23 protein-coding genes are annotated in these 25,776 nt (G+C 71.4%); 15 read left to right on the top strand and 8 right to left on the bottom strand.

Annotated features, from left to right (window positions below; genetic code table 11):
- Nucleotides 1-14: 14 nt before the first annotated feature.
- From ACWD3H_RS16385 to ACWD3H_RS16340, 10 genes are all read left to right on the top strand, one after another.
- Nucleotides 15-2,135, top strand: a complete 2,121-nt coding sequence (locus ACWD3H_RS16385) for an amylo-alpha-1,6-glucosidase (protein ID WP_451955530.1) — start codon at nucleotides 15-17, stop codon at nucleotides 2,133-2,135.
- Between the two features lie 34 nt (nucleotides 2,136-2,169).
- A complete protein-coding gene (locus ACWD3H_RS16380) occupies nucleotides 2,170-3,312 on the top strand; it encodes a glycosyltransferase family 4 protein (protein WP_355565277.1) in 1,143 nt (380 codons plus the stop codon).
- A gap of 75 nt (nucleotides 3,313-3,387) precedes the next feature.
- Entirely contained in the window at nucleotides 3,388-4,158 is a 771-nt protein-coding gene (locus ACWD3H_RS16375; protein WP_350914601.1) for an enoyl-CoA hydratase/isomerase family protein, read from the top strand.
- Between the two features lie 77 nt (nucleotides 4,159-4,235).
- Nucleotides 4,236-4,628, top strand: a complete 393-nt coding sequence (locus tag ACWD3H_RS16370) for a hypothetical protein (protein WP_355565283.1) — start codon at nucleotides 4,236-4,238, stop codon at nucleotides 4,626-4,628.
- The gene (locus ACWD3H_RS16365) at nucleotides 4,625-5,848 is read left to right on the top strand and encodes a DUF6395 domain-containing protein (protein ID WP_451955529.1); all 1,224 of its coding nucleotides are present in this window, start codon (nucleotides 4,625-4,627) and stop codon (nucleotides 5,846-5,848) included. Before ACWD3H_RS16370 ends, ACWD3H_RS16365 begins: the two co-directional genes overlap by 4 nt.
- Nucleotides 5,833-6,687: a M55 family metallopeptidase gene (locus ACWD3H_RS16360; RefSeq protein ID WP_451955528.1), complete on the top strand. Its 855-nt coding sequence runs from the start codon at nucleotides 5,833-5,835 to the stop codon at nucleotides 6,685-6,687. Before ACWD3H_RS16365 ends, ACWD3H_RS16360 begins: the two co-directional genes overlap by 16 nt.
- A 78-nt stretch (nucleotides 6,688-6,765) precedes the next feature.
- Nucleotides 6,766-8,364 carry a flavin monoamine oxidase family protein gene (locus tag ACWD3H_RS16355; protein WP_451955527.1) on the top strand — a complete coding sequence of 533 codons (1,599 nt, stop codon included), beginning with the start codon at nucleotides 6,766-6,768 and terminating at the stop codon, nucleotides 8,362-8,364.
- A gap of 61 nt (nucleotides 8,365-8,425) precedes the next feature.
- Complete coding sequence (locus ACWD3H_RS16350; RefSeq protein ID WP_355565295.1) at nucleotides 8,426-8,959, top strand: YbaK/EbsC family protein; 534 nt, start codon at nucleotides 8,426-8,428, stop codon at nucleotides 8,957-8,959.
- A 131-nt stretch (nucleotides 8,960-9,090) separates the two neighbouring features.
- The gene (locus tag ACWD3H_RS16345) at nucleotides 9,091-11,325 is read left to right on the top strand and encodes a protein kinase domain-containing protein (RefSeq protein WP_451955526.1); all 2,235 of its coding nucleotides are present in this window, start codon (nucleotides 9,091-9,093) and stop codon (nucleotides 11,323-11,325) included.
- Nucleotides 11,325-13,274 (top strand): serine/threonine-protein kinase, encoded by a 1,950-nt coding sequence (locus ACWD3H_RS16340; RefSeq protein WP_451955525.1) that lies wholly within the window; start codon nucleotides 11,325-11,327, stop codon nucleotides 13,272-13,274. The genes ACWD3H_RS16345 and ACWD3H_RS16340 overlap by 1 nt, the downstream gene beginning before the upstream one ends.
- Before the next feature lie 31 nt (nucleotides 13,275-13,305).
- On the opposite strand, the gene ACWD3H_RS16335 is transcribed toward ACWD3H_RS16340, so the two are convergent.
- Nucleotides 13,306-14,007, bottom strand: coding sequence for a hemerythrin domain-containing protein (locus ACWD3H_RS16335; RefSeq protein ID WP_451955524.1), 702 nt, complete (start codon nucleotides 14,005-14,007; stop codon nucleotides 13,306-13,308).
- A gap of 224 nt (nucleotides 14,008-14,231) precedes the next feature.
- Between ACWD3H_RS16335 and ACWD3H_RS16330 the strand changes: the two genes are divergently transcribed.
- From ACWD3H_RS16330 to ACWD3H_RS16320, 3 genes are all read left to right on the top strand, one after another.
- A complete protein-coding gene (locus tag ACWD3H_RS16330) occupies nucleotides 14,232-15,470 on the top strand; it encodes a serine/threonine-protein kinase (RefSeq protein ID WP_355625410.1) in 1,239 nt (412 codons plus the stop codon).
- A gap of 347 nt (nucleotides 15,471-15,817) precedes the next feature.
- Complete coding sequence (locus ACWD3H_RS16325; RefSeq protein WP_451955523.1) at nucleotides 15,818-16,597, top strand: electron transfer flavoprotein subunit beta/FixA family protein; 780 nt, start codon at nucleotides 15,818-15,820, stop codon at nucleotides 16,595-16,597.
- Nucleotides 16,598-16,615: 18 nt separating this feature from the next.
- A complete protein-coding gene (locus ACWD3H_RS16320; RefSeq protein ID WP_355565314.1) occupies nucleotides 16,616-17,569 on the top strand; it encodes an electron transfer flavoprotein subunit alpha/FixB family protein in 954 nt (317 codons plus the stop codon).
- Between the two features lie 87 nt (nucleotides 17,570-17,656).
- On the opposite strand, the gene ACWD3H_RS16315 is transcribed toward ACWD3H_RS16320, so the two are convergent.
- A complete protein-coding gene (locus ACWD3H_RS16315) occupies nucleotides 17,657-18,850 on the bottom strand; it encodes an MFS transporter (protein WP_451955522.1) in 1,194 nt (397 codons plus the stop codon).
- Nucleotides 18,851-19,042: 192 nt separating this feature from the next.
- Nucleotides 19,043-19,549 (bottom strand): TetR/AcrR family transcriptional regulator, encoded by a 507-nt coding sequence (locus ACWD3H_RS16310; protein ID WP_355555001.1) that lies wholly within the window; start codon nucleotides 19,547-19,549, stop codon nucleotides 19,043-19,045.
- 112 nt (nucleotides 19,550-19,661) lie between these two features.
- Between ACWD3H_RS16310 and ACWD3H_RS16305 the strand changes: the two genes are divergently transcribed.
- Complete coding sequence (locus ACWD3H_RS16305) at nucleotides 19,662-20,825, top strand: cysteine desulfurase family protein (protein ID WP_355555003.1); 1,164 nt, start codon at nucleotides 19,662-19,664, stop codon at nucleotides 20,823-20,825.
- 73 nt (nucleotides 20,826-20,898) lie between these two features.
- Here ACWD3H_RS16305 and ACWD3H_RS16300 read toward each other — a convergent pair whose 3' ends face one another.
- Nucleotides 20,899-21,945: a DUF695 domain-containing protein gene (locus ACWD3H_RS16300; RefSeq protein WP_350956615.1), complete on the bottom strand. Its 1,047-nt coding sequence runs from the start codon at nucleotides 21,943-21,945 to the stop codon at nucleotides 20,899-20,901.
- 59 nt (nucleotides 21,946-22,004) lie between these two features.
- Here ACWD3H_RS16300 and mnmA point away from each other — a divergent pair, with 59 nt between their 5' ends.
- A complete protein-coding gene (mnmA, locus tag ACWD3H_RS16295) occupies nucleotides 22,005-23,075 on the top strand; it encodes a tRNA 2-thiouridine(34) synthase MnmA (protein ID WP_355626341.1) in 1,071 nt (356 codons plus the stop codon).
- A gap of 81 nt (nucleotides 23,076-23,156) precedes the next feature.
- On the opposite strand, the gene ACWD3H_RS16290 is transcribed toward mnmA, so the two are convergent.
- The 4 genes from ACWD3H_RS16290 to ACWD3H_RS16275 all read right to left on the bottom strand — a co-directional run bounded on the left by ACWD3H_RS16290 (nucleotide 23,157) and on the right by ACWD3H_RS16275 (nucleotide 25,676).
- Nucleotides 23,157-23,798, bottom strand: a complete 642-nt coding sequence (locus ACWD3H_RS16290) for an MBL fold metallo-hydrolase (protein ID WP_451955521.1) — start codon at nucleotides 23,796-23,798, stop codon at nucleotides 23,157-23,159.
- Between the two features lie 88 nt (nucleotides 23,799-23,886).
- Nucleotides 23,887-25,002 (bottom strand): transglycosylase SLT domain-containing protein, encoded by a 1,116-nt coding sequence (locus tag ACWD3H_RS16285; RefSeq protein WP_451955520.1) that lies wholly within the window; start codon nucleotides 25,000-25,002, stop codon nucleotides 23,887-23,889.
- Nucleotides 25,002-25,304: a hypothetical protein gene (locus ACWD3H_RS16280; RefSeq protein ID WP_355555013.1), complete on the bottom strand. Its 303-nt coding sequence runs from the start codon at nucleotides 25,302-25,304 to the stop codon at nucleotides 25,002-25,004. The genes ACWD3H_RS16285 and ACWD3H_RS16280 overlap by 1 nt, the downstream gene beginning before the upstream one ends.
- Before the next feature lie 60 nt (nucleotides 25,305-25,364).
- A complete protein-coding gene (locus tag ACWD3H_RS16275; RefSeq protein WP_451955519.1) occupies nucleotides 25,365-25,676 on the bottom strand; it encodes a hypothetical protein in 312 nt (103 codons plus the stop codon).
- Nucleotides 25,677-25,776 lie beyond the last annotated feature (100 nt).

Raw genomic sequence — 25,776 nt, 5'->3', positions numbered from 1 at the left:
GGCTGGAGTGAGCATTGAACGCATGGACGTTCGAGGGGCAACCGGGTCCGCTGGGCGACACCACGGTCACCCTGGTCGAGGGTGGCTCCTTCTGCGTGTGCGCGCGCAACGGCGACATCCGGCCCGGCGGGGCGCAGGGTGTCTACCACGCCGACACCCGGCTGCTCTCGCGCTGGGAGCTCAGGGTGGACGAGACGGCGGTGGAGCCCCTCAGGGTGCTGCCGGCCGAGCCGTACCACGCGACGTTCCTCGGCAGGGCCGGCCCCCGCCCGGGGCGGGCCGAGAGCAGTCTGCTCGTGATCAGGGACCGCTACGTCGGCGGTGGCCTCCGTGAGGACCTGACCCTGCGCAACCTGGCCGACGAGCCCGCCGGATGCGTCGTCGACATCCACGTGGCCTCCGATGTGGCGGACCTGTTCGAGGTGAAAGCGGGCCGGGTCAGGCACGTGGCCGACGTGGAGATGACGGCCGACAGATCGGGGCTGCTGATCATCTCCGCCTGCCGCTCGCGCGGCACCAGGGTGGTGGCGGAGCCGGCGCCGTTCGCCGTGCCGGGCATGCTCATCTTCAGGGTCGTGGTGCCCACCCGGGGCGAGTGGACCGTCAGCCTGCAGGTCAACCCGATCCTGGAGGGCGAGGAGTCGCCGGCCTGGTTCTCCACGCGCTATCCCCTGGAGCACGCGGAGCCCGCCAGGCGCCGGGCCGACTGGGAGCGCCTCAGCCCGGTCGTCGTCACCTCCGACCGCCTCCTGGCAAAGGTGCTGGAACGCTCCAAGGAGGATCTCGGCGCGCTCCGGCTCTTCGAATCCGACAGGCCGGAGGAACCGCCGACCATCGCCGCGGGCGCGCCGTGGTTCATGACCCTGTTCGGCCGCGACTCGCTGCTGGCCTCGTGGATGGCGCTCCAGATGGACCAGTGCCTGGCGCTGGGCACCCTGCGCCGCCTGGCCAGGCTCCAGGGCACCGTCAACGACCCGCTCACCGAGGAGGAGCCGGGCAAGATCCTGCACGAGCTCCGCTTCGGGACCCAGGTCGGCGCCTCGCCGCAGGTCGGCCGCGCCTACTACGGCTCGGTGGACTCGACCCCGCTGTTCGTGATGGTCCTGGGCGAACTGCGCCGATGGGGCATGCACGGGGAGGCCGTCGAGGAACTCATGCCGCACGCCGACGCCGCCCTCGACTGGATCAACAGGTGCGCCGACCCGTTCCTGTCCTACCGGCGCAAGACCGACCACGGACTGATCAACCAGGGATGGAAGGACTCCTTTGACGGCATCAACTTCGCCGACGGCACCCTCGCCCGCCCGCCCATCGCCCTGGCGGAGGTCCAGGGCTACGTCTACGCCGCCTACATCGCCCGCGCCCACTTCGCCCACGAGGTCGGCGACGCGACTCTGGAGGAGCAGTGGACGGCCCGCGCGAGCCGGATCAGGGACGCCTTCAACGAGCGCTTCTGGCTGCCGGACCGGGGCTACTACGCCGTCGGTCTCGACGGCGCCGGGCGCGCCATCGACAGTCTCGCCTCCAACATGGGGCACTGCCTGTGGGCCGGCATCGTCGACGAGGACCGGGCCGCACAGGTCGCCGAGCGACTGCTCTCGCCGGAGATGTTCACCGGGTACGGGGTGCGGACCCTCGCCTCCACCATGGGCGCCTACAACCCGATGAGCTACCACAACGGCTCGGTCTGGCCGCACGACAACGCCCTGATCGCGTCCGGGCTGATGCGCTACGGCTTCACGCGGGAGGCGCAGCGGATCGCCTACGGCCTGCTGGACGCGGCCGAGGCCTTCGGCTGGCGGCTGCCCGAGCTGTTCTGCGGGTTCGACCGGGCCGAGTTCACCTGGCCCGTGCCGTACCCCACCTCCTGTTCCCCGCAGGCGTGGGCCGCGGCGAGCCCCATCCAGCTGGTCAGGAGCCTGCTGCGCTTCGAGCCGTGGATTCCCTACGGGCGGGTGTGGCTGGATCCGGTCGGGCTGGAGGGCCTGCGGATCCAGGGGCTGCCGCTCGCGGACTCCAGGGTCACGATCGACGTCGGCGCGTCCGGCGCCGCCATCAGCGGGCTGCCGGACGGGATCACCCTGATCAACGCGCCGCGCAGCCCGCTGACCGCCGCCCTGAGGCAGGTGCACTGACCGTTTCCTTCGTCTCTCTCCAGGTGAGGTCGCCATGGTTTCTTCCAGAGCTGTCCCGGGCTGGTCCAACGGCATGCGCATCCTGATGGTCGCGCCGCCCTGGTACGACGTACCGCCCCACGGCTACGGGGGCATCGAGTCGATGGTGGCGGGCCTCGTCGCCGGGCTGACCCGGCGCGGGCACGACGTCACGATGATCGGGGCGGGCACGGCGGGGACGCCGGCGCGCTTCCTGGCCACCTACGGGCGGGCGCCGTCCGAGCGGATCGGCGAGGCGCTGCCCGAGGTCCTGCACGCCGCCAGGGCGTACGCGATGAGCTCGAAGCTCGTCGTGGACGTGATCCACGACCACTCCCTGGCCGGTCCGCTGACCGCGCCCGCGCAGGCCGTGCCGACCATGATCACCTGCCACGGCGAGGTGGGGGGCGAGTACGGCGAGTACTACCGGGTGCTCGGCGCGGGCATGTCCATGGTCGCCATCTCCGAGGCCCAGCGGCGTATCGCCCCCGACCTGAACTGGGCGGGGGTCGTCCACAACGCGGTCGACGTCGAGGCCTTCCCCTTCAGGGAACGCAAGGAGGACTGGACGCTCTGGCTGGGCAGGTTCAGCGAGGACAAGGGCGCCCACCTGGCCATCGACGCCGCCCGTGCGGCCGGGCGGCGCATCCTGCTGGCCGGCAAGCTCACGGAGAAGACCGAGCACGACTACTTCGACGCCTACGTCAGGCCACGCCTGGGTCCCGACGCCGAATACGTCGGCGAGGCCGACACCGCCCGCAAACGCGAGCTGCTGGCCGCGGCCAGGTGTCTGGTCTTCCCGGTCCTCTGGGAGGAGCCGTTCGGGATGGTGATGATCGAGGCCATGGCCTGCGGCACGCCCGTGGTCGCCCTGGGCCGGGGCGCGGTGCCCGAGGTGGTCGTGGACGGGGTCACCGGATTCATCCGGAGCGCCCCCGCGGAGCTCCCCGCCGCCATCGAGGCGGCCGGCGTGCTCGCCCCGCACGCCTGCCGCTCCCGGGCGGAGCGTTTCTTCGGGGTGGAGACGATGGCCCGCGCGTACGAGGCGATCTATCGCAGGGTGATCGCCGGGCCGTCGAGGCGGGCAGGAGAGCGCGTCGCGGCGAGCGCGACGGAGAGTGCGGCGGGGAGCAGGGACCTGGCCATGCCCGTCAACTGAGCGGCGCTCTATGTTGGATCACGGCGCGGCCGGCACCGGACCGGTCGCGTTGTGAATCTTGATGGAGGGACGTCCATGGGTGAGTTCGTGCGGGTGGAGAAGGCTGACGGGGTCGCGACGATCAGGCTCGACCGGCCGAAGATGAACGCGCTCAACCGGCAGGTCCAGTTGGAGATCGCCGAGTGCGCCCGGCAGGTGGACGCCGACGGGGACGTGAGCGCCGTGGTCGTCTACGGGGGACGGGTCTTCGCGGCCGGTGCCGACATCAAGGAGATGGCCGACATGTCGTACGCGGACATGGCGGTCCACTCGCGGACCCTGCAGGACTGCTTCACCGCCGTCGCGAGGATCGGCAAGCCCGTCGTCGCGGCCGTGACCGGCTACGCGCTCGGTGGCGGCTGCGAGCTGGCCCTGTGCGCCGACATCAGGATCGCGGGGGAGTCGGCCAAGCTGGGCCAGCCCGAGGTCCTGCTCGGCCTGATCCCCGGCGCGGGAGGCACCCAGCGGCTGCCCAGGCTCATCGGCCCGGCCAAGGCCAAGGACCTCATCTTCACCGGACGCCACGTGGCCGCCGACGAGGCGCTGGCCATCGGCCTGGTGGACCGGGTGGTCCCCGACGACGACGTGTACACCGAGGCCCTCGCGTACGCGGCCCAGTTCGCCGGGGGGCCGTCCCTGGCGCTGCGCGCCGCCAAGCAGGCGGTCGACCACGGCCTGGAGACCGATCTGGACACCGGTCTGGAGATCGAGCGCCTGCAGTTCTCCGGCATGTTCGCCACCGCCGACGCCGGGATCGGCATGCGCGCCTTCTCCGAGAGGTCGAAGGCCGAGTTCACCGGCCGCTGAGGCATTCAGCCGGCTTGCTGGGATCGGTCATGGATGATTAAAAATTGCCGGTATCGTGCCGGATTATGGTGCGGTTGGTGAAGCGTGCGCTGGTGCCCGCTCCGCTGCGGCGGGCGGTCCTCGGCTGGTTCGATTCCCGGTACATCTCCAGGGCGGATCACCGGCAGGACGTCAAGGACGCGCTCTGGGAGGTCCAGACGCTGGCCAGGGAGGTCACCTCGCTGCGCGCGGAGGTCGTCGAGCTCCGCGCGCGGGTGGCCGGGGTCGCTCTCGACCCCGCGCGGGCCGGGCGCTGGGACGACGCCCACCGGCTGGCCCAGGAGACCGCGGTCGCGCTGGACGGGGTCCTCCAGAACGAGGTGCTGCTCTGGCAGGCCGTGGACCGCGCCGCGGGAGAGGGCACGGGCCGGGCGGCACTCCCCGGGGCGCGCGGGAGCGTTCCAGACAGGGCCGCCGGGGGCACCGCGTGAGAGTGACCTGGAGTGCGGACGGCGGCACCTGGCACCTGGCGTTCCGGCTGGACCCCGAGGACGACGTCACCGGCCTCTGCGCCGACGGCCAGCCGCTGAAGCTGGCCACGAACTCGTTCCGGGTCGAACTGCCCCGCGCCCCGCGTGACATCCATCCCGACCTGCTCGCCCTCGCCGCGTGGACCGTGGTCGCGCCGTGGACCCGGCGGCGCGTCGTCTTCGACCGGCCGATCTCACCGGAGCTCGCGGGGGCGATCGGCGACGGCTGGGGGATCGAGGCCGGTCCCGGAGGCGGACGGGCGCGGTCGGGTGACAGGCTGGCGATCTCCTACAGCGGCGGGGCGGACTCGGTCGCGGTGGCCGCGATGCTGCCCGACGCGCCCTTCGTGCACTTCCAGAGGGTCTCCCACCCGCGGGTGCCCAACCGGTGGACCCACTACCGCTCCGACGTGCTGGCCTCGCTGGCCGCCAGGACCGGGCGCGAGCTGACCGTCGTCCGCTCCGACCTGGAGTTCACGCTCGCCGAGCCGCGCCCCGGCTACCCCGAGCACCACGCGGTCGCCGCCGGCGCGCTGCTGCTGGCGGACGAGCTCGACCTGGGGGGCCTGGCCTTCGGCTACGAGCTGGGCTCGCGCTGGCTGGGAGGCGACCGCTACCTGCTCCGCTACACACCCGACAACCCGATGTGGGCGCCGCACGGCGCCTGGGGGCGGGCGTTCGCCGCGGCCGGTCTGCACATCGTGCTCCCGGTGGGCGGGGTCAGCGAGGCCGTCACGATGCGGCTCGCCCTCGGCTCCGAGCTGCGCGGGCAGGTTCGCTGGTGCCTGCGCGGGGTGAGCGGCCCCTGCGGGACCTGCGGCAAGTGCCTGTACAAGGAGCTCATCCAGGCCGCCGTCGAGCGCCGCCCGCTCCGCACCACGATCACCGCGGGCCGCCCGGTCGCCCGCAGGTGGCAGCAGCCGCCGCCATACGGCGGCCAGGAGATGATCGAGTACGGCTGCGCCAGGGTGCCCGGCATCGAGGACACCGTCTTCGGCGCGGCGGCCGGGTACCTGCGCGCGAGCGAGTCCTCCACCGCCTGGCTGGACCGCTGCTACCGGCCCGCGATCGCGGAGATCCCCGAACCGTGGCGCAAGCAGGTTCACGACTTCGTGGATGGGGAGATCGGTTTCATGAACGAGGACGAGGTGCGGCGCGTCGAGACGTGGGGGACGGCGTGAAGGTGTACGTCTCGGTCGACATGGAGGGTGTCACCGGTCTGACCGACCCCGAGGAGATGCAGGCCGGAGGGCGGGGCTACGAGCGTGGCTGCGAGCTGATGACCGGCGACGCCAACGCGGTCATCGAGGGGGCGTTCGACGCGGGCGCCACCGCGGTACGCGTCAACGACGCGCACGGCTCGACCAAGAACCTCAGGATCGACCTGCTCGACGAGCGGGCGACCCTGCTCCGTGGTCCCGGCAAGCCGATGCGGATGGGGCAGGGACTCGACGCGAGCCACCGGGCGGCCTGCTTCGTCGGCTACCACGCGCGGGCCGGTGTCCAGCACGGCGTCCTCAACCACACCTGGATGGGCAGGGAGATCCAGAACGTCTACCTCAACGACGAGGTCTGCGGCGAGACCCGTCTCGTCGCCTCCTTCGCCGGGGCGCTCGGCGTGCCGGTGGCCCTGGTGACCGGGGACGAGGCGGTCTGCGAGGAGGCCAGGGAACTGCTCGGCGACGTGGAGACCGTCGCGGTCAAGAAGGGGATCGACAGGTTCGCCGCCGAGCTCCTGCCGCCCGCCGTCGCCCAGGCCCGCATCCGCGAGGCCACCGCCCGCGCGCTCGACCGGGTGGCCGACTTCCGCCTCTGCGCCCCCGAGCCGCCGTTCACCCTCGGCGTCGAGTGGAACTCCACGGCCATCGCGGCCGGATGCGCGATCATTCCCGGCGTGCGGGCGGTGGGCCCCCGGCACACCGAGTTCAGCACGGACGACTTCTCGCAGATCATGGCCCTGCTGGGAGTCTTCGCCATGATCGGCGGTCAGGTCGCCTGCGGCAGCGGCATTTATGGCTGATCTCCCTCTACGTCCCCTTTGAAATGTCCCCGTGGAAATAGCCCCCCGGACGGTTCCCGATGCCCTTGACGATTTTCGATGAGTGACGAGACGGGGCCTGTCGCCCAGGCCGCCACGGCCGGAGGCGGAGGACTGACGCGCAGGGCGCTGCTGGTCGGGGTGGGCGCGGCCGGGGGTGCCGGGGCCATGTTCGCGGCCATGGGCGCGCTCGGCCTCGCCCCGGAGTCCCAGGAGAGAGAGTTCACCCCTCCGCAGCCCTCCGACTTCTCCCTCAGCGGCAGAGCGGCGGCCAAGGTGGTCGTCCTCGGCGCCGGCATCACCGGGCTGACCTGCGCCTACGAGCTGGGCAAGGCCGGATACGACTGCACGCTCCTGGAGGCGTCCGACCGGGTGGGCGGCAGGAACCTCACGCTGCGCGCGGGCGACCGGCTGGACGAGCTGGACGGCGAGACGCAGACGGCCGCGTTCGAGGAGGGCACCTACTTCAACGCGGGGGCCGGGCGGATCGCGCCGTGGATGGTCACCATGGACTACTGCCGCGAGCTGGGCGTCCCCATCGAGACGTTCGTCAACAACAACGCCTCGGCGTACGTCTACAACGAGAACATGAGTGCCCCGGTCCGGGCGCGTACGGCCCGCGCGGACCTGTACGGCTACGTCGCGGAACTGCTGGCCAAGGCGAGCAGCGCCGGCGCGCTGAACCGCAGGCTCACCGCCGACGACCGCGAGCGGCTGGCGGAGTTCCTGCGGCGCTTCGGCGACCTCGGACCCGATCTCAGCTACCGAGGGTCGGAACGGCGGGGCTTCGAGACCTATCCGGGAGTGGACCAGGGCGTTCCCCTGGGCGCGGCGCCCTCGCTGCGGGACGTGCTCGCCGCGGGCACCGGCAGGGCCGTCACCATGGACTTCGGCTACGACCAGGCGATGCCCATGTTCCAGCCGGTGGGCGGCATGGACGCGATCGCCGTCGCGCTCGCCGACGCGGTCGGCCGCGACCGGATCAGAACCGGCACCCGGGTCACCGGGATAAGGAACCTGCCCGACGGGGTGGAGGTGACCCACCAGGGCGGCACGGTCCGCGCCGACTACTGCATCGCCTCCCTGCCTCCCCACCTGCTCGCGCGCCTGCCGCACAACCTCGGCACCCCGGTCACCGCCGCGCTCCGCACGCCCGTACCGGTCTCCGCCGGAAAGATCGGGCTGGAGTACGGCAGGCGCTGGTGGGAGATCGACGACCGCATCTACGGCGGTGTCACCGAGACCGACCTGGACATCACCCACATCTGGTACCCCTCCCACGGCTACCACTCCCGCAGTGGCCTGGTGGTCGGCTACTACAACGTCGGGCAGAACGCCGATCTTTACGGCGCGCTCTCCCACCGCGACCGTCGAAGCCGGGCGCTCACCCAGGGCAAGAAGATCCACGGTGAGAAGTACCGCGCCGAGCTGCGCTCCAGCATCTCGATCGCCTGGCGGCGCAGGCCGCACATCGAGGGCGGCTGGGTGGGCTGGCCCTCCCACGAGGGTGCTTTCACCCTCCTCCAGCGCCCGGCGGGGCGGGTCTACTTCGCCGGGGACTGGCTCACCCAGCTGATCGCCTGGCAGGCCGGCGCGATGGAGTCGGCGAGGAGGACGGTCACCGAGCTGCACCGCCGGGTGCTGAGCGCGACCTCCTGAGTTCTCCGGCGCGGCCGTAAGGTTTTCGGTGCGAAGGAAATCTGAGGGAGATGAGACGGCGATGGCGATCGGAACACTGGACTGGACGAGTGCCACCGAGCGGCTGGACCTGCTGGCCGAGCCGGTGGCGCGAGCGGCCGACGGGCTCGACGGGGTCCTCGGCGAGATCAAGGTCGCCGAGATCGACCCGGAACTGGCCGACACGGCGGCCTTCTGCGAGCGCTACGGCGTGGACCTGGGCGAGTCGGCCAACTGCGTGATCGTGGCGGCCAGGCGCGCGGGGGAGGTCCGCTACGCGGCGTGCATGGTGCTCGCCACCATGCGGGCCGACGTCAACGGAGTGGTCCGGCGTCACCTGGACGCGCGGAAGATCTCGTTCGCGTCGATGGACGACGCGGTCACGCTGACCGGCATGGAGTACGGCGGGATCACCCCGCTCGGGCTGCCCGAGGAGTGGCCGGTGCTCGTCGACGAGGCGGTGGCGGCCCATCCTGAGGTGGTGATCGGCAGCGGGGTCCGCCGCTCCAAACTGGCGGTGTCGGGCTCCCTGCTGGCCGGGTTGAAAACGGCGCAGGTTCTCCGCCTGGCGAACTGAAGCGAAAATGAGATTAAGTGAGAGCGGGAATCGGGAAACCGTCGGGGTTCTGTGAACGTTATTCAGTCGGAAAATGTGGCCCGATGGTTCATCTCATGGGCGGGGTCTAAGCCGATATGGTGCTTCATGCCATGAATCAGGACGACCGATTGGGCCCTTACCGGCTGCTGCGGCGGCTCGGTGAGGGCGGTATGGGTGTGGTTCACCTCGCGGTCGACCCACAGGGCCGACAGGTCGCGGTGAAGGTGCTCCGCGCCGAGGTGGCGGGCGACGACGTCGCCCGTCGCCGTCTTTCGCGTGAGGTCGAGACGATGCGGCGGGTGCGCAGCGAGCACATCGCCGAGGTCATCGACGCCGATGTGACCGGCCACCGCCCCTATATCGTGACACGATATGTCGCCGGCCGGCCGCTGGACGAGGTGATCAAGCAGGACGGCCCCATGGAGCTGCCCGCGCTGCTGCGGGTCGCGCACGGTGTGGCGTCGGCGCTGGCCGCCGTGCACTCGGTCGGCGTGATCCACCGCGACCTCAAGCCCGGCAACGTCCTCATCCTGGACGGCCAGCCGGTCCTCATCGACTTCGGCATCGCCCAGGCCGTCGACGCGACCAGGCTCACCCAGACCGGCATGTTCATCGGCACGCCCGGTTACCTCGCCCCCGAGATCATCGAGGGACACGAGGCCGGCCCCGAGGTCGACGTGCACGCCTGGGCGGGCACCCTGGTCTTCGCCGCCACCGGCCAGCCGCCCTTCGGCAAGGGCACGCTGGAGATGATCTTCTACAACATCACCGCGGGCAAGGCGAACGTCGAGGCCGTCCCGCGTGAGCTCCAGCCGGTGCTGCGGGCCGCGCTTCAGCGCGACCCGGCCAGGCGGCCTTCGGCCGCCGACCTGGCGGCGCAGGTGGGGCGCCTGCTGCCGGACACCGGCCGGTCCCGGGTGCCGGACGAGATCACCACGGTCGCGGAGTTCGACGACCCCGCTCCCGGCTTTCGCGGCGCCCCTGACCCGGGTTTCCGCGGTGATCCCGGCGACGTGCCGACCCCGGTGGCGTCCCGCCCGGCGGTCCCACCCACCCCCTGGCCTCCCGCCCCCGTGGCCCAGCCCCACGAGTACGTCTCGCTGCTCGGCGAGGAGCAGCCCGACCCGTGGCCGACCCGCCGGGTGACCCCCGAGGAACTGCGCCAGGCGGCGGCCCAGCAGTCCGCGCATGACCTGCCCACCGGCATGCTCGCCCCGGAGGACGTGCCCACCCGCACCCCCGGCGCGGTCCAGGGCTCCCCGCCCGTCGCGGGTTCCGCACCCGGCCCCGCCGTCCGTGACCAGCCGGGGGCGAGGGTCGACGACCAGGGCTTCACCGCGCCGGTCCCCGACGGGGACATCCCCACCCAGCGGGTCCGCCCCCAGGACCTGCAGGAATACATCCGTCAGTACACCAACCAGCCGGGACAGCAGGGCCAGCCGGGACAGCAGAACCAGCCGGGCCAGCAGAACCAGCCGGGCCGGCATGGTGGCTACCAGGGGCAGCCGGGTCAGCAGGGCCGGTCGCCGCAGGTGGGCGCCCCGCAGCCGTACCCGCAGCGGCAGGCCCCGTTCGATCAGCAGCAGACCCCGCACGTCCGCACCCCCGCACCCCCGCCCTATCCCTACTCGCACTCGCAGCCCCCCACGCAGGCCCAGCAGCCCCCTCAGCAGTACCCCCAGCAGGCCCAGCAGCACCCCGCGCCGTTGCCGCTCCACCCCGGGCAGCGGCCGGGGCACGCATTGCAGCGTTCCAAGGCGTACGGGGTGGTGAGCGTGCTGATGCTGGTCATCATGACGGTCGCGGCGGTCATCGCCCCGCTGATCGTCGCCGCGGTGGCCATCCCGGTGGCGATCCTGCTTCGCGCCGCCGACATCGCCCAACCGGCCCTGAACGCCCGCAGGACCGCCGGTGAGGCGGCTACCGACGTCTTCCGGGTGCTCGGCCAGCCGGCCGCGCTCCTGAAGTCGATCGGCATCACCGTCGCCCTGGTGCCGTACGCGCTGATCCTCGGCCTGCCGGTGACGCTCCTGCTCGCCGTGCTGGTCGGGAGCATGCCCATCACCAACACGCTGAGCTGGGGCGCGGCCGTCGCGCTCTGGACCGTCTGCGCCGGACCGGGTGTGGAGGGCCCCAGCCGCCAGATGCGACGTACGCTGGCATCACTGCTGCCGTCACGCGGCGCGGCCATGATCGCCGCCGCGGCGCTGGGCGCGGTGGCGGCGCTGATGGTCTTCCTGGCGATCGGCACCGTGGGAGACAGGGCACGGCCGGCGGTGTGGACGCCGGTCGACGTCGGGACGGTGGTGGACGAACTGAGCGACCTACGAAAGAAGGCGGCGTGATGACGGGGGACACGCGGGCGCCCGAGAGGCTGGGCCCGTACCGGCTGCTCAGAAAGATCGGCGAGGGCGGCATGGGCGTCGTCCACCTCGGGGTCGACGAGGACGGGCGCGAGGTGGCCGTCAAGGTCCTGCACCCGCACGTGGCGGCCGACCTCAAGGCCCGCGACCGGCTCACCCGCGAGGTGGAGACCATGCGGCGGGTGCGCAGCCCGCACGTCGCCGAGGTGCTCGACGCCGAACTGACGGCCAGGCAGCCCTACATCGTGACCCGGTTCGCCCCCGGGCGCACGCTGGAGGAGACCGTCCTGCAGGACGGTCCGCTCCCCGCGGACCAGGTCATCCGGCTGGCGCAGGGCATGTGCGCGGCACTGGTGGCCATTCACGCCGCCGACGTCATCCACCGCGACTTCAAGCCGTCCAACGTGATGATCGTCAACGGTGATCCGCTGGTCATCGACTTCGGTATCGCGCACCTGGTCAACGCGACCAGGCTGACCCAGACCGGCATGTTCGTCGGCACCCCCGGCTACCTCGCCCCGGAGATCATCCGCGACTCCGAGATCACCCAGGCGGCCGATGTGCACGCGCTGGCCTCGACGGTCTTCTTCGGCGCGACCGGCCAGCCGCCGTTCGGCACGGGTAGCTTCGAGGTCGTCTGCTTCAACATCATGGAGGGCCGGGCAAACGTCGACAGGGCCCCCGGGTGGCTGCGCGGCTGGCTCAAGCGGGCACTGGCCGTCGACCCCGCCGCCCGGCCGTCCGCGACGGAGCTGCACCGGATGGCCCGCGCCCTCGACCCGACGGTGACGACCTTCCACGAGACGCCGCCCACCGCCGTCCTCGACGGCGGGACGAAGGTCCTCAACACCGACGGCACCAGGATCCTGGACGGCCAGAGCCCGCCGCCCCCGCCGAACGGCACCCGTGTCCTGCCGCAGGACGAGGGCTACGCCGACCTGCTCCCGCCGGTCGAGTACGCCAAGCCGGAGCGGCGCGAGCGCAGGCCGAGGCAGGAGTCCGGCCAGGCGTCCGGCACGGGGACCGCCCCGCCGCCGTACGTCCCGGCCCCCCAGCCGCCGCCCTACGTCCCCGCGCCGCCCGCGGCGCAGGCCAGGGGCGCGGCACCGCCGCCCTACCCCGACCAGCGGGTGGCCGGATACCCGGCGCCGCCGCCGACCGGCCCGTCGAGGCACTACCCGCCGCCGGTCCAGGCACGGCCGCACACCCCGCCGCAGGAGCGGCCCGCGCCCAGAACCCCGCCGCAGGAGCGCTACCGCGCCAGCCACCCGCTGGCCGCGTTCCTGCTGCTGACGATCCTGGTGGCGGTGGCCTGCGTGCTGCCGGTGGTGGTGAGCGTGTTCGCGCTGGCCGCCGCGCTCTGCCTGCGGGTGGGGGAGTACCTGTTCGGGGACCTGGTCCAGCGCCGCTCCATCAGGGGCAGCAGCGCCACCGACCCGCTGCTCGCGGTGCTCGGCACCCCATGGGCGCTGATCAAGGCCGCGTTCGCGACACTGGTCACCGCGATGCTCTCCGCCATGTTCGGCATGTGCGTGTGGGGGTTCCTGGTCTACGCGGGCGACATGAACAAGAACCACGCGGCCGCCTACGCGGCAGGCGCCTTCGCGGCCGGGCTGTTCGTCCTCCCCGGCGGCGGCAAGCCGCGCAAGGCCGTCGCCCGCGCGCTGAGCGGGATCATCCGGAGCCCCGGCGCGGGCATGGTGACCACGATCATCCTGGGCACGCTGGCGTTCTTCGCGGTGATGGCCGCGGTGAGCGTGGTGCCCTCCTTCCTCCCGTGGCAGCAGCCGACCGATGTCGTCGACAACCTCACGACGCAGTGGCGGCAGTCGGCGAACGAGGGCGCGATGGGCGTGCTCGATCTCATCGGCGGCCTCCTCGACGACCTGATGACAAGCCTCGGCCTCGGGTTCCTGACGTTCTGGAAGTGACGATCCCGCCGTCGGCGGAGGCGGGGCCGTCTCAGCTCCACAGGTAGGCCATGCGCCGCCGGTAGCGGCGGCCGGCCAGCCTGTGGAGCAGCAGCAGATCCCTGCGAGCGTACCGGCGCAGGTGCTCCTCGACGTCGGCGGGAAGGTCGAAACCGATCCAGGCCACCAACTCCGTCAGGCTCCGCAGACCGTACAGCCTGCGGATGTCCCGCTCTCTCTTCGCCGCCTCCTCCGGTGTGATGTGGGTCATCATCAGCGGGATGCCCTCGGTCTCCTGGCGGGTCAGGTGGGCGCCCAGCGTGTCGGCCAGCGAGCGGAGCGCTCCGGTCAGCCTGGCACGCCTCTCCTCCGTGGGGTGGCGCTCGAACACGGTGAAGGCGCTCTGGGTCTCCCCGATCCACCGGTCGATCTCCCGGCGCTCGGCCTCCAGCGCGTCGATCATCCCGGTGGCCTCAGGCGCCCGCTGTCTCAGCAGGGGCGAGACCATCGTGCCCTGGCTGCTGTGATGGTGGTGCAGCACCAGCAGCACCCATTTGAGGTGCTTGGCCAGGGCTCTGACGCGGCCTCGGTCGGTCAACCGCACCTGGCACACGGCGGTCAGCAGGCGACCGAGGTCGCGGCGGAAGCCGTAGTGGGCCAGATAGATGTTCGTCATGTCCAGCGGGCCCTCCACCGCCGCCGCCTGGCCGGGGAGCCTGATCTGCGGGACGGAGGGGGGACGCTTGGTCGTCAATGGGGTTCTCCTCGTCCGGGGATGGTGACGACAGTATGGCCCCTGCCTCTTGGTGACCCTTGGAGCTCAATGTCAAGCCGGTCCCGGGCTCGGCTGCGAGATGTGGCCGAGGGAAAACGTCCAGCTTGCGTCTCGTGCCCGCCCGTGGAGGTTTCCTGGCCTCCAGTTGATGCGGGATCGCCCTCTCTGCGGCACGATGGAGGAGATCCACCGGAAGGAGTCGCATGGTTGCGCCGGACGGTGAACGTCTTGGCCCCTACCGCCTGCTGTCGAGACTGGGGGCCGGAGGTTTCGGCGAGGTCCACCTGGCGCTGGACCCCGAGGGGCGTACGGTGGCGGTCAAGATCCTGCATCCCCACGTCGCGGCCGACGCGACGGCGCTGACCAGGCTGGCCCGCGAGGTGGAGACCATGCGGCTGGTCCGGGGCCCGCACGTCGCCGAGGTCCTGGACGCCTCCCTTGACGGGGCACGCCCCTACCTGGTCACCCGCTACGTGCAGGGTCGCCCGCTCAGCGAGGTGGTCGGCGCGGACGGGCCGGTCGCGGGCGACGATCTCGTACGGCTGGCGCGCGGTCTGGCCGAGGCCGTGGCGGCCGTGCACGCCGCGGGGGTGGTGCACCGCGACCTCAAACCCGCGAACGTGATCCTGACCGACGGCGAGCCGGTCGTCATCGACTTCGGCATCGCCTGCGCGCTCGACTCGCCCTCGGTCACCGCCTCGGGGGCGGTGCTCGGCACGCCCGGCTACCTGGCGCCCGAGGTGCTGGAGGGCACCGGGTCAGGTGCCGAGGCCGATGTCTTCGCCTTTGGGGCGACGCTGGCGTACGCGTCCACGGCGCGGCACCCCTACGGCACGGGCCCGGCGTCGGCGATCGGCTACCGCGTCGTCCACCACCCTCCCGACCTCGAAGGCGTTCCCGGCTGGCTGGAGCCGCTGCTGCGGGAGTGCCTGCTGCGCGACCCCGCCGCCCGGCCTGACGCGGGCGCGCTGCTGGCCCGGCTGGGTGCGGCCCCCGTGGTGGGCCCGCCGCGGCCCCGTGCCGTGGTGGAGAGCGGGATGCACGGCCTCACCACCCGGGAGTGGCGGCCGGGCGATCGCCCCCGCCCGCAGAAGGGCAGGCCCACGCTGGAGGAGGCCCGCGAGCGTCGCAGAGTCGTGCTGCACCGCCGCTGGGTCGTCGGCACCGGCCTGCTCGTCTCGCTGATGGCCGCGACCGCCAGGGAGCCGCTGCCCGAGGTGGCCCTGCTGCTGCTGACCGGGTACGGCTCGGCGATGCTCGTCGACGCGGGCATCGCCCTGTTCGCCCGCAGGGACCGCGGGCGCACGATCCTCGCCCTGTCCGCGGGAGCCGGGGCCGTCGCGCTGTGGGCGGCCCTCAGCGCGTTCTTCAGCACGATCACCCTGGCACTCGCGCTGGGCACCGTCGTCTTCGTCCTGGTCGGGATCCTGGTGGCCAGCTGAACGGGCAGGGCTCCCCAGGCCGGTTCCCGGGTACGTTTCCGTAGTGAGGGGCCCGCGCGCAGATACCGGAATATAGTTCGGTATGGTGGTCGAGGGTCCCCTGGGGACTCTGGGGTCCCGGTCGTGAGCCGTCCGGCCTGGCGGTTTGCGGCCAAGCTACTGGGAAGTAACATAGGCTCGGGGTAGGGACGGGCGTGTCCCAACCGGGCCACCCGCTGCCACACCGCTCTCGGGCACCTGGCAGTCTTGGCACAGTGTGCACGTGCCCCGCGTGTACGCACCGAGTATCCGGCGCCAACCGCAGTGACGCGGTGGCGTAAGCGACCACGGGAGGTCGGCCACCAGCCATGAACATCGTCGTCTGCGTGAAGCAGGTCCCCGACACGGCGACCGAGCGCAAGCTGAAGTCCGATGACAAGACGCTCGATCGCGACGCCGCCGACGGCGTCATCAACGAGTTGTGCGAATACGCGGTCGAGGAGGCGCTGCGCCTGAAGGAGGCTCATGGCGGTGAGGTGACCGTTCTCACCATGGGTCCCGACAAGGCGAGCGACACCATCCGCAAGGCCCTGGCCATGGGTGCGGACAAGGCTGTCCACCTGGTGGACGACGCGCTGCACGGCTCGGACGCGCTGGGCACCTCGCACGCCCTGGCGCAGGCTCTCAAGAAGATCAGTTTCGACCTGGTCGTACTTGGCTCGGAGTCGACGGACGCCCGCACCGGGGTCCTCGCCGCCATGCTGGCCGAGCGCCTCGGCGTGCCGCAGCTCACCTTCGCCAATCAGGTCCAGATCGGCAAGGGCGCCATCTCCATCCAGCGCGTCACCGACTACGGCTATGACAGGGTCGAGGCCTCGCTGCCCGCCGTCGTCTCCGTGGTGGAGAAGATCAACGAGCCGCGCTACCCGTCTTTCAAGGGCATCATGGCCGCCAAGAAGAAGCCGGTCGAGAAGCTCGGCGTCGCCGAGGCCGAGATCGACGCCTCCCGGGTGGGTCTGGTCGGCTCCTGGAGCGAGGTCGTCGACTTCGCGGCCGCTCCGCCGCGCGCGGCGGGCACGGTGGTCAGGGACGAGGGCGACGGTGGCGTGAAGGCCGCCGACTTCCTCGCGTCGAAGAAGTTCGTCTGAGAGCGGGGGTAGCTGGAAATGTCTGAGATTCTCGTTCTGGTCGAGCACGTCGAGGGCCAGGTCAAAAAGGTCACCCTTGAGCTGCTGACGCTCGCCAGGAAGCTGGGTGCTCCGTCGGCGGTCTGGACCGGCGCGGGCTACGCGCCCGAGGCCGCGGCCAAGCTGGCCGAGTACGGCGCGGAGAAGATCTATGTGGCCGACTCCGCCGAGGTCAGCGACTACGTCGTCGCCCCCAAGGCCGAGCTGCTCGCCCACCTCGTGGCCGAGAAGTCGCCGAGCGCGGTGCTCGTGGCCGCGACCGCCGAGGCCAAGGAGATCGCCGGCCGCCTCGCTATCAAGATCGACTCTGGTGTGCTGACCGACGTCGTGGGCATCGAGGACGGCCTGGTCGCCGACCAGTCCATCTTCGGCGGCGGCGTCAACGTCAGGTCGCGCGTGACCAAGGGCACCCCGATCATCGCGGTCCGCCCCAACTCGACGCCGGTCGAGGCCGCCGCGGGCGCGGGGACCGAGGAGCAGGTCTCCTTCACCGTGTCCGACGCCGCCAAGGGCGCCAGGATCGTGGAGCGGGTCAAGCAGGAGAAGGGTGCGCGCCCGGAGCTCACCGAGGCCGCGATCGTGGTCTCCGGTGGCCGGGGTGTCGGCTCGGCCGACAAGTTCTCGATCATCGAGGAACTGGCCGACTCGCTCGGCGCGGCCGTCGGCGCGTCCCGCGCCGCCACCGACGCCGGCTGGTACCCGCACCAGTTCCAGGTCGGCCAGACCGGCAAGACCGTCTCGCCGCAGCTCTACATCGCGGCGGGCATCTCCGGTGCCATCCAGCACCGGGCCGGCATGCAGACCGCCAAGACGATCGTCGCGATCAACAAGGACCCCGAGGCGCCGATCTTCGAGCTCGCCGACTTCGGCGTCGTGGGCGACCTGCACGAGGTGGTCCCGCAGCTGACCCAGGAGGTCATCAAGCGCAAGTGACCCGGCAGGGGTACGGGGTACGCGCGGGGTGATGGGAACGCGAGACGGCACCGCACGACATGTGCGGTGCCGTCTCGCGTTCCCGGGTCAGGCCGCCATCGAGAGCTCTCGCCCGGCGGTCTCCGCGGGGACGGCCGCCGCGCGGTGGCGGGGCAGGAACCACGCGACCGCGGCGATCAGGACACCGAGCAGCACGGCGATGCCGAGACTCGTCCTGAGCGTGGCCAGATCGGAGAGGAAACCGATGATCACCGGGCCCAGCAGCAGTCCCGCGTAGCCCATCGCACCGGTCTGGGCGATGGCGGGTCCCGGGGTGCCGGTCGCCTCGCCCGCCAGGGACATGGCCATCGGCGAGACCGTCGCCACGGCGACGCCCACGAACAGCATGGCCGCGAGGGCGACCGGTGCGCTGGGGGCCGTGATGACCACGCCGAAGGTCGCGGCGGTGGCCAGGCCCGAGGCGACCATCATGCCGCGGGCGCCGAAGCGGGCCCGGACCCGGTCGCCGGTCAGCCGCCCGGCCAGCATGCCCGCCTCGAAGATCGGGTAACCCAGGGCGGCCACCGCCTCCGGGGCACCCAGCGCGTCCCGCAGGTACAGGCCGTTCCAGTCGGCGACCGTGCCCTCCACCATGAACGCGCAGAAGGCGATCACACCGAGCAGGTAGATCACCGGAGGCATCCGGCGGCGGGGCGCGGTGGGGGCGGTGCCGGAGACCACCGTCGGGTCGGGCAGGTAGGTGCGGCTGATCAGGACCGTCGCGGGGAGCGCGAGCAGGGCGATCAGCACCAGGTGGGCGGTGATCGAGAGTCCGGCCGCGATCGCCGCGGTGCCCAGCAGGCCCGCGCTGATCGCTCCGGCGCACCAGCCGGCGTGCATGCCGTTCATCAGCGGGCGGCCGTAGGCGCGCTCGACCGCTGATCCCTGCGCGTTCATCGCGACGTCCACCGCGCCGAACGCCATGCCGAACAGGCCGCTCGCGGCCACGGCCAGGGGGAACGACGGCGCCACCGCCAGCAGGGCCAGGGTGGTCGCGGTGAGGGGGGCTGCGACCCGGAGGATGCTCCGGCTGCCGAAGCGCGCCATCACGGCGCGCATCGACTGCATGGTGATGAGCGCTCCCAGCCCCCATACGAGGAGGGTGACACCGACCGACGCCTCGGACAGGCCGAGCTTGTCGGAGAGCGCCGGAATGCGCACGGTCATCGATCCACACATCAGACCGGCCAGCACGAATGTGAGAACCGCCCCGGTTCGAGCCGTTCTCAGGTCGCGGGTCATGCTCAATCCCTTCAATAAATGTTTTGACAAACCGGTGAACGGGCACACCAAAGACGGTCGCTTTCGCGCGTGCGGAAGCGACCACCAATTTGTGTGATGGGTTTTCCCTGGCCGGGCACGCGATCAGGCGCGCGGGCGAGTGAGGGGTGCCAGGGGAACCAGGAGAAGTAAGGTGTCAGGGGCCTATCAGGGTCAGGCGGGCAGCATGGCCAGCAGACGCCGTTTCAGGCTCTCGTAGCGCTCGTCGTCATAGAGATCGGGGTCGTGGCTCGCCACGTCCCACAGTCCCTCGCAGGCGAGGCGCACGATCTGCGCCGCCTCCGGGTCGGGCTCGCTGTCGAGCCCCTCGCGATGCCATCGGGCCATCGCCACCCGCAGCGGTGCCAGAAGATAGAGGTTGCCGGAGGCTCCGGTCACCACGGCCCAGCGCCGCAGCCTGCCGCTCCGCACGGCGGCGAACGTGGCCGCCAGGTAGTTCTTGGTGTAGGTGTCGTGGCCCTGGGCGGCGATGAGCTCGTCGAACTCCTCGATCAGCCGCTCGACCATGCCCTTGATCAGGGCTTCCTTGGTGCTGAAATGGTAGAGCAGGCCGCCTTTACTGCATCCGGCGCGCTCGGCGACGGTCGCCAGGGTGAGCGCCTGGGAGCCCTGGTCGGAGAGCAGATCCTCTGCCGCGTCCAACAGTTCACCCCGTCTCATGGCCGCTACTGTACCGTCTGGACGGTTTAGTGGTCAACTCCGGGGGTGAGGCCCTTCCCGAGCACGGATACCCTTGGAAGGTTGACAGCGATGTGGGGGAGGGGATGCGGCCGTGCAGTCCGCCTATCTCGATCACGCGGCGACCACGCCGATGCTTCCCGAGGCGATCGAGGCGATGACAGCCCAACTGGGCCAGGTCGGCAACGCGTCCTCCCTGCACGCCGCCGGCCGCCGCACCCGCCAGGTCGTGGAGGAGTCGCGGGAGACCATCGCCGCCGCGCTCGGCGCCCGTCCCAGCGAGGTCGTCTTCACCGCGGGCGGCACCGAGGCCGACAATCTCGCCATCAAGGGCCTGTACTGGGCCCGTCGCGCCGGGGGCGCGGACAGGATCCTGATCAGCGCCGTCGAGCACCACGCCGCCCTGGACCCCGCGCACTGGCTGAGCGATCACCAGGGTGCGACCGTCGAACTGCTCGACGTCGACGAGTTCGGCCGGGTGCATCCGCAGACCCTGCGCGAGGCCATCGAGCGCGACCCGGGCAGCGTCGCGCTGGTCAGCGTCATGTGGGCCAACAACGAGGTCGGCACCGTCCAGCCCGTCCACGCGCTCGCCGAGGTGGCCCGCGAGTACGGCGTCCCCTTCCACACCGACGCGGTCCAGGCGGTCGGTCAGATCCCGGTGGTCTTCGCCGACTCGGGGATCGACGCGCTGACGCTCTCCGGTCACAAGGTCGGCGGCCCGATGGGCGTCGGCGCGCTGCTGCTCGCCCGGGGCGTCGACCCGGTGCCGGTACTGCACGGTGGCGGTCAGGAGCGAGATGTCCGCTCCGGCACGCTCGACGCCCCCGCCATCGCCGGTTTCGCCACGGCCGTGCGGACCGCGGTGGCCCGGCAGGCCGAGACCTCGACCCGGCTGGCCGCGCTCCGCGACGACCTGATCCGCCGGGTCCGTGAGGCGGTGCCCGATGTGATCCTCAACGGCGACCCGGTGAACCGCCTCCCGGGCAACGCCCACTTCTCCTTCCCCGGCTGCGAGGGCGACGCGCTGCTCATGCTGCTGGACGCCAAGGGCGTGGAGTGCTCGACGGGCTCGGCCTGCTCGGCAGGTGTCGCCCAGCCGTCCCACGTCCTGCTCGCGATGGGCGCCGACGGGTTCCGGGCGCGCGGCTCGCTGCGCTTCTCCCTCGGCCACACCTCGACCGAGGCCGATGTGGACCGGCTGGCCGAGATCATCGGCCTCGCCGTCGAGCGCGCCCGCCGCGCGGGTCTGAGCTGATCCGTACGGCTCTGAGTGATCCCATACGGCCGCCGGTACCCCGGCGCCTCCTTAGGACCCGTGCCGAGGATTCCTAGGTCAGGAAGGGCGAGATGGCGATCCAGCCGGGGTCGCCGACCACGTCGACCCGGGGCCGCCCCTCCTCCCAGCTCACGATGAGCTCCTTGGCGTGGATGGCCGTCTCGCTCACCGGGTCGGCGTAGACGTGCAGCACCCGCTGCCCCTCGGCGCTCATGTGCGCGGCGAGCAGGGCCTGGCCGTTCAGCCTGCTGATCCGCCCGGCGAGACGCTCCTCGAAGTCGCGCAGCGCCTCCAGCGAGGGGCCGGTGGGCAGCCCTTCGGCGTCGCGGTGCGCGTACGGCAGCGTGATGGCGATGTGCTGGTCGAACAGCGGGTGGTCGACCGGGCGGAGCGGGTATCGGGCGGTGGCGATCAGGCGGGCGCCGGTGGCGGTCTCACCCTCCAGCAGCGCCCACTGCTCGTCCCGGTAGCCGGAGGCCAGATCGGAGACCACGCTCGGCAGGTGTACGGCGGGTACCGCGTCGATCGGCTCGAAGGCCGCGGCGGAGATGTCACCCACCCAGCGGGCCACGTCGTCCTCGCCGAGCAGCCAGTCGAGGGCGAGCAGCGCCGCCTCGGTGCGCGTCTCGTCGTCCAGGATGGTGAAGATCGGATGGTAGGCGACCACGTCGACCCGGGGGTTGCCGTGCGGGGCGCGCAGGCCGAGCACGAGCTTGTCGAGCGCGAACTCGTAGCCGCCCACGTCGAGCGTGAGGTCCATCGCGTGCGGGTTGGCCCGCCGGGACGGGTGGAACTCCCACAGGCCGTCGGCGGGCGGCGCGGCGGCGGCCCAGCGATGCGCGATGGGGCGCAGCTCGGGGTCGCCGGCCGAGGTGACCACGAGGGCCTGGTCGGCGCTCCGGCCGGGGGCGATCTCCCACACCAGCGACGGGTGAACGACCAGCACCGCGGGCCCGATCCACTCGGCCAGCCGCTCGGCCTCGCCGGCGGCGACCATCGCGTCCAGTTCCGGTCTCGCCTCCGCCCACCACGCCCAGAACTCGCCGATACCGTCGGCAGGGTCGGCGGCGGGCTCGTTCTTCCGCCCGAACAGTCGCATGACCCCGGATTCTCCCAGCCCGACGGGGTGCCCGCCAACACGGGTACGCTCAAGGGGTTATGAGTCTTCGTGTGCTTGCCGCCATGTCCGGCGGCGTCGACTCCGCCGTGGCGGCCGCCCGCATCGCCGAGGCGGGCCATGACGTCACCGGTGTCCACCTCGCCCTCTCGGCCAATCCCCAGTCCTATCGGACCGGCGCCCGCGGGTGCTGCACGGTCGAGGACTCGCGAGACGCCCGCAGGGCCGCCGACGTGATCGGCATCCCCTTCTACGTCTGGGACATGGCCGAGCGGTTTCACCGCGACGTGGTCGAGGACTTCGTCAGCGAGTACGCCGCCGGCCGCACGCCCAACCCGTGCCTGCGCTGCAACGAGAAGATCAAGTTCGAGGCGGTGCTCGACCGCGCCCTCGCGCTGGGCTTCGACGCGGTGGCCACCGGGCACCACGCGCGGGTCACCGACGGCGTGCTGAGCCGCAGCCCCGACGAGGGCAAGGACCAGTCGTACGTGCTGGGCGTGCTCACCAGGGAGCAGCTCGGTCACGCGATCTTCCCGCTGGGCGACTCCACCAAGGCCCAGGTGCGCGAGGAGGCCGCGCGGCGCGGGCTCATGGTGGCCGACAAACCCGACAGCCACGACATCTGCTTCATCGCCGACGGCGACACCAGGGGCTTCCTCGCCGACCGTCTCGGCACGGCGCCGGGTCCGATCGTCGACGAGTCCGGCGAGGTCGTGGGCGGCCACGAGGGCGCCTACGGCTTCACGGTCGGCCAGCGCAAGGGCCTGCGCATCGACCGCCCGGCCCCCGACGGCCGCCCGCGCTACGTGCTGTCCATCGAGCCGGTCTCCAACACGGTCACGATCGGTCCGCGCTCGTCCCTGGCGGTCACGGAGATCGTCGCGGGGCGCCCGGTCTGGAACGGCCCGACCGGCGAGCCGCGCGAGCCGCTGACCTGCACGGTCCAGCTCCGCGCGCACGGCGAGGTGTACGGCTGCCGTGCCCGGCTCTCCGGCGGGGAGGTGCACATCACGCTGGACGCCCCGGCCACCGGGGTCGCGGCGGGCCAGGCCGCGGTGCTCTACCTCGGCGACACCGTGATCGGCTCGGCCACCATCGCCTCGGCCCGCTGAGCCCCCTCCGCCGCCGAGCGGGCACGTCATCGGCGTCCGCGCCCCCGCGCCCGGTTCCCGGCCCGGGCGAGCAGGTCCGCGTCAGGGCAGGGTGATCGACTCGCCGGGCTTGAGGCGGCGCATCTCGGCCTTCTGCTTCTTCGACTCCATGTCCAGCCACATGTCGACCAGGCCGAGCCCGATGTCGTTGAGCAGGCCGTCGTGGGTGGAGAAGGCCCTGCCCGGGCGGACCTGGCGCAGGTACTCGACCATCTCCGACGCCTTCATCCACGGCGCGTTGGTCGGCACCAGGAGCGTGGGCACCTCGACGCCCGGCGGGGTGAACGCGTCCCCAGGGTAGAAGACCTCCTCGTCCACGAGGAAACCGACATTGCGCACGATCGGCTGGTCCGGGTGGTTGGGGGCGTGCCACTCGCCGACGACCCTCACCCCGAAGCCGGCCGTGTCGAACGTGTCGCCGTGCCGTACCACCTGGATCTTCGCGGGGACGTCGGTCAGCGTGGCGGCCACGCCCTCGTTGGTCCAGATCTCCAAGGACGGGTCGGCCTCGGCCGCCCGGCGCAGCCGGCCCGCCTCCACGTGGTCGAAGTGCTCGTGGGTGATGAGCACCGTCCGTGCCCCGTCGAGCGCGGACTCCTCACTGAAGGAGCCCGGGTCGATCACGAGAACGGAGTCGTCCTTCTCCAGGCGGACACAGGCGTGTCCGAATTTCGTGAGTCTCATTCCCACACCCTAAAGGGCGCGCCGAATCATGATCCGCAGTGGGGCGGGGGTATCCGATCTTCATCGGGCCGCCCCGCGGTGGCGGGTGTCAGTACGGTTTGTAGCCGCCGCCGGGCTCGCTGAGGGACACGAGGCCGGGGTGGCCGTCCAGGGAGCCGTAACGGCTGATGGTGTAGCGGACACCGGCCATGATGTTGTGCACCGGGTTCCAGATGTCGTTGTAGCTGGGCTGTTTGTGCGCCTGGAACGTGGGGTCGATCGTCTGCATGAGTCCCTTGGACGGGATGCCGGCGGCGGCGTTGGAGTCCCAGTTGTTGATCGCCTGCGGGTTGCCGCCCGACTCGTGGAAGATGATCGTCCAGATCTTGTCGATGGTCGCCGGATCGTCCGGGTTCACGGCCACGCCGTTGTCCCGCAGGATCGTGAGCGCCTCCCGGATCCACTCCACGACCTCCTTCTTCGGCGCGGGGGTCCCGCCGCCGCCCGGCGACGTGCCGCTGTGCCCGACCGGGCCGTAGCCGCCCTCGGAGCCGTTGCCGCCGTAGCCGCCGGAGTCGCCGAGAGCGCGGATTCCGGTCGGCGGCTGGTAGCCGGGGGTCCGTTCCCAGCCGGAGGTGGGTATGGAGGCGTCGCTGCCCGGTGACCTGACGAGGGAGAAGTGGGCCAGCTCGTCTTCCGTGTGTTTCTCAAGGGTGGTCGTGGCCAGGGTCACGGCGTCGCCGGCGGGTCCGATCGCGCTGCGAGCGTCGGAGATGGCCGTCTCGACCCACGGTCCGAAATCCTGGTCGAGGTCTCGCTGCTCCCTGTCGGGGTTGTTCCTGCGGTGGGTCTCCACCCGGTTGAGGAGGTTGCCGCAGATGTTGTCGACCGTCGAGCTCGCCTCCTCCAATCTCGCGGCGACCACGTCGAGGGAGTTGGCGCAGCTCACCAGCGCGTCGCGGAATCCGTCGCAGGCCCGGTCGTACGTCCGCATGTAGCCCCTGAAGGTGTCCGCGGAGGCGCCCTGCCAGGCGTTGTCCACGTCGATCACCGTGGTGTTCAGGCCGCTCACCAGCTCGATCGCCGCGTTCGCCGTCGTTCGCCAGCGGGTCGCGACCTTGCGGATCGACGCCGGGGCGCCGGCGACCTGCCTCCTGAGGCCGACGAGCTCATCGCCGCGTGGCAGCCCCGAAAGAGCCGCCGCGATACCGTCCGGGGCAGCCACTATCGCCCTCCGGCCTCGCTGGCGTTGTTCGCCCCGCGGACGTTGTCCTGCACCGTCTCCAGAGCGCGCTCGACGCCTCTGAGCTTCTCCCTGACCTGCTGGAGCTCCTCGTCGATGAACCCCTCAAGGCTGTCGACGAGCCCGGCGAGCCTGGTGGAACCGGTGAGACCTCCGTAGTCGGAGGTGTTGGACGGCGGAGCCGGATGATCGTCACTGAGCTCGTCGCGGACCTGGTTGGCCAGCTTCCCCACCTTCGTACGGCACCGTTCGAGCGCCTGAAAGTGAAGGTCGATGCCTGCCACGCGGCCGCCCCCTTCCGGGCTCGCCCTGAGCCGATCAAGGTCGAGCATAACGGACAGGGGTTACACGGGACCCGCGCCGTCGGCGCCCCGGTAGGTGTAATTGTTGATCATCAGCCCCACTCCGGAGCCTGACAGGTCCACCTGCAGCGCCTCCAGGATCTGGGTGGTCTCTCGGAAGAAGTCCTGGTAGCCCTCGGCGAGTTCCTCCGACCCCTGAGGGACCAGGCCGAAGCAGCTCGACGTGGGGGCGGCGTTGATTTTGAACATTTCCAGGGGGACTTTCAGGGCGTCCCCGGCGTCCTTCAGGTCGTTCCCGCTCTTGGTCAGCCCGTCAGAGGTGTATCCGAATCCCTGCTCGTCCGCTTGGCCCATGCCGGCCTCCTCGCGCACCGCGGCCGGGAAACGCGCAAGGGCCCGGTGCCTCGTGTTAACGACTGTTGATCAAGAGTTTACATATTGTTGGCCTTTTTTG

It is taken from the genome of Streptosporangium sp. NPDC002607 (assembly GCF_053592655.1).
This window is presented reverse-complemented; position numbering and strand designations above follow the sequence as displayed.